Raw genomic sequence first — 3,116 nt, 5'->3', positions numbered from 1 at the left:
ACAGTCCTGTGTGCAACATGACAGGTTCAAACCTGTCGAAGGTTCGATAAGTTTCAAACACCGCTTCTGCGCGTTTGATGTTCGCAACGCGAGCCATGACCACGTGCTTCCCGGTAATGTCCGAATCGAGTTCTTCGATTGCCTTTGCCGCAATCGCGTGGTCAGCCCGTGCTACGTCGAATTCATAGACCGAACTGAAACTGATAGGCCTGAAGTAGCCCTCCGCCATAGCTTTGCGAAGTGGATAAACGTAGACCACTCGCCCGTCAATGAGTTGGCCGTCTTCCCTGAACGGGGTAGCGGTGAACTGTAGAACTCTGCTTAAACTGAACTTGGCTTTGAGGTCGCGCCACGTATTTGCCTCGACATGGTGTGCTTCGTCAATGAACAGATGGGTGCACTGCGTCGCCATCTGCGCCTGGACATCAGAAGTACACCCTCCTGCAAGTTGGCTAGTCGTCACGACGACGTTGCAAGGGCCAAAGAAGGTATCAACCTCTTCTATGGAGGTGGGTTTTTTAAGCAGGGTACCAACTACCGGTCGATGGGCCCCTTCAAGAAGTACTGCATTATTTGCAGCCTTCAAAAGACCAAGCGTCAGGAACTTGTTCGCGATTTGCGTGCGCAGCGCATCGGTTGGGACGATGACAAGTACGCGAGAACACCTGTCTGAAACAAGCGTTGACAGCATCGTCTCTGTCTTGCCGGTTCCCGTCGGCATCACTACCGTTGCAACTTCTATGCTCGTAGACCAGTGCGCATGTATGGCGTGCAACGCTCCAACCTGTGGAGACCGAAGCGCAGGGCGTCCACCTGATGATGCTTCGTTGGTGAATTGAAATGCGTTTATCCAGGACGACAGAGCCGCGTCACGCGCGGATGCTGTCTGCTGAGCTGTTTTGTGTGGATGCTGAACCCAGTAGCCGTTGCGCAGGTCGGCGTCATCAATTTCGGTCCCCAGACCCTTCGCGACCAGAACCGGTGCGTCGTCCTTGAATGCCCCGACAGGCGGCTTGGCAAATACGTACGCGACTACATCCCCATTTGCGCCAGTAACCAAATGCCCCTTGTCGGAGCCATTAGTGTATTTTGCGACGGTAGCAATATGACGAGTCGCGGGTTGCGCCAGTTGTTCAATGGGGCCACATCTGTGTGCAACCTCGAAGGCTTTCATGGGCGGAAGCAGTACTTCCATATTCTCCTCCTCTCCGAACAGCCTGGACTGATATAACGCCCTGAGCCGTGGATATTTGATTGTTGCGGTACTGCGGGTTACGTCAGTGGCCCTAGTTGGCCATCATTCCTTAAATGAAAAATCGGGTTCAGACCCAGCTGTCACCAATCGACTCTGCCTGCTGCAGCACCAATTCAATGGCCGCATCCGTCTGGTCTGGCGGGTACTTGTACTTGCGAAGGATGCGCTTGACCATCAGCCGCAGCGTGGCGCGTACGCTCTCGCGCTGAGCCCAGTCGACCGTGATGTTCTTTTTCAGGTTCTCCGTTAGCTCGTGGGCAATCTTCTTGAGCGTCTCGTCGGCCAGCTCTTTCACCGCCGACTCGTTGTTGGCTAGCGCATCGTAGAAACGCACCTCATCATCTGACAGGCCCAACTGCTCTCCCCTACTCGCGGCTTCCCTGAACTTCTTGGCCATTTCGACCAGTTCTTCCATCACCTGCGCGGTTTCGATGCTTCGGTTTTGGTAGCGGGTGATGACACTGCTCAGCAGGTCGCTGAACTTCTTCTGCTGCACCACGTTGGTGGCGAATTTGCTCTTGATTTCACCCTCCAGTAGGCGCTCCAGCAGTTCGACGGCCAGATTGCGCTCGGGCAGGTTCTTCACCTGGGCTAGGAACTCGTCGTCCAGCAGGCCGATGTTGGGCTTGTCCAGGCCCACGGCGTCGAAGATGTCCACCACCGATTCGCTGACCACCGCCTGGCCGATGATTTGGCGGATGGCGGCTTCGCGCTGCTCGTCGGTTTTCTTCTGGGCGGTGATGTCGCGCTTGGTCAGGATGACCTTTACCGCCTGCATGAAGGCGACCTCTTCGCGCACGGCTTTGGCTTCTTCCAGCGTGCAGCACAGGCTGAAGGCCTTGCTCATAGACAGAGCCGCATCGGCGAAACGTTTTTTACCGTCGCGCACGGGTTTGCCGGTCTTGTCCTTAGACTCAGACGGCAGACCCAGCACATGGTTGGCAGCCCCAGCCAGGGTTTTGTGGCCCCCAGTCTTGAACTCGCTGTAGTCAAAGCCGTGCAGCATGGCGCGCAGCACGTCGAGCTTTTCCAGCAGGAGCGACAGGGCCTCGTGGGCGTCTACCGTGGGCTTGCCCCGGCCCTTGCTGGCGGTGTACTCCTTCATCGCGGCTTTGAGTTCGTTGCCGATGCCGATGTAGTCGACCACCAGGCCGCCCTGTTTGTCCTTGAACACCCGGTTGACGCGGGCAATGGCCTGCATCAGGTTGTGGCCCTTCATGGGCTTGTCGATGTACATGGTGTGCACACACGGGGCATCAAAGCCGGTGAGCCACATGTCGCGCACGATGACGAGCTTGAGCGGGTCGGCCGGGTCTTTGAAGCGCTTTTCCAGGCGCTTCTTGACCTGGCTGCTGTAAATGTGGGGGCGCAGCAGGGCCTTGTCGCTGGCACTGCCGGTCATGATGATTTTGATAGCGCCCTGCTCCGGGTCGTCGCTGTGCCAGTCAGGGCGCAGCTTGACGATTTCGTTGTACAGGTGGACGCAAATTTCACGGCTCATGGCCACGGCCATGGCTTTGCCATCCTGGGCCTTGTTTCGCTCCTCGAAGTGCGCCACCAGGTCAGCGGCCACGCTCTGGATGCGTGGCTCGGCCCCTACCACCTGTTCCAGGGCGGCCCAGCGGCTTTTGAGTTTGCTCTGAACGCTTTCTTCTTCGTCCTCGGCCAGTTCGTCCACCTCGTCGTCTATGAGGGGCAGTTCGGCGTCTTTGAGCTTGAGCTTGGCCAGCCGGCTTTCATAGTAGATGGCTACCGTGGCGCCATCTTCCTTGGCCTGCTGCATGTCGTAGACGTGGATGTAGTCGCCGAACACTGCCCGGGTGTCGCGGTCAGTGCTGCTGACCGGGGTGCCGGTGAAGGC

General features: G+C 57.5%; 2 protein-coding genes. Both read right to left on the bottom strand.

Features of this window, described 5'->3' with window-relative positions; translation table 11 throughout:
* On the bottom strand, nt 1-1,195 hold a 1,195-nt coding region (locus tag QZH66_RS14680; protein WP_305806665.1), incomplete at its 3' end, for a DEAD/DEAH box helicase family protein.
* 127 nt (nt 1,196-1,322) lie between these two features.
* The coding region (locus QZH66_RS14675; RefSeq protein WP_305806664.1) for a type I restriction enzyme endonuclease domain-containing protein at nt 1,323-3,116 on the bottom strand (1,794 nt) is incomplete at its 5' end.

The sequence above is a fragment of the Stenotrophomonas sp. YIM B06876 genome (assembly GCF_030711595.1).
Lineage (GTDB): Bacteria > Pseudomonadota > Gammaproteobacteria > Xanthomonadales > Xanthomonadaceae > Stenotrophomonas.
This window is presented reverse-complemented; position numbering and strand designations above follow the sequence as displayed.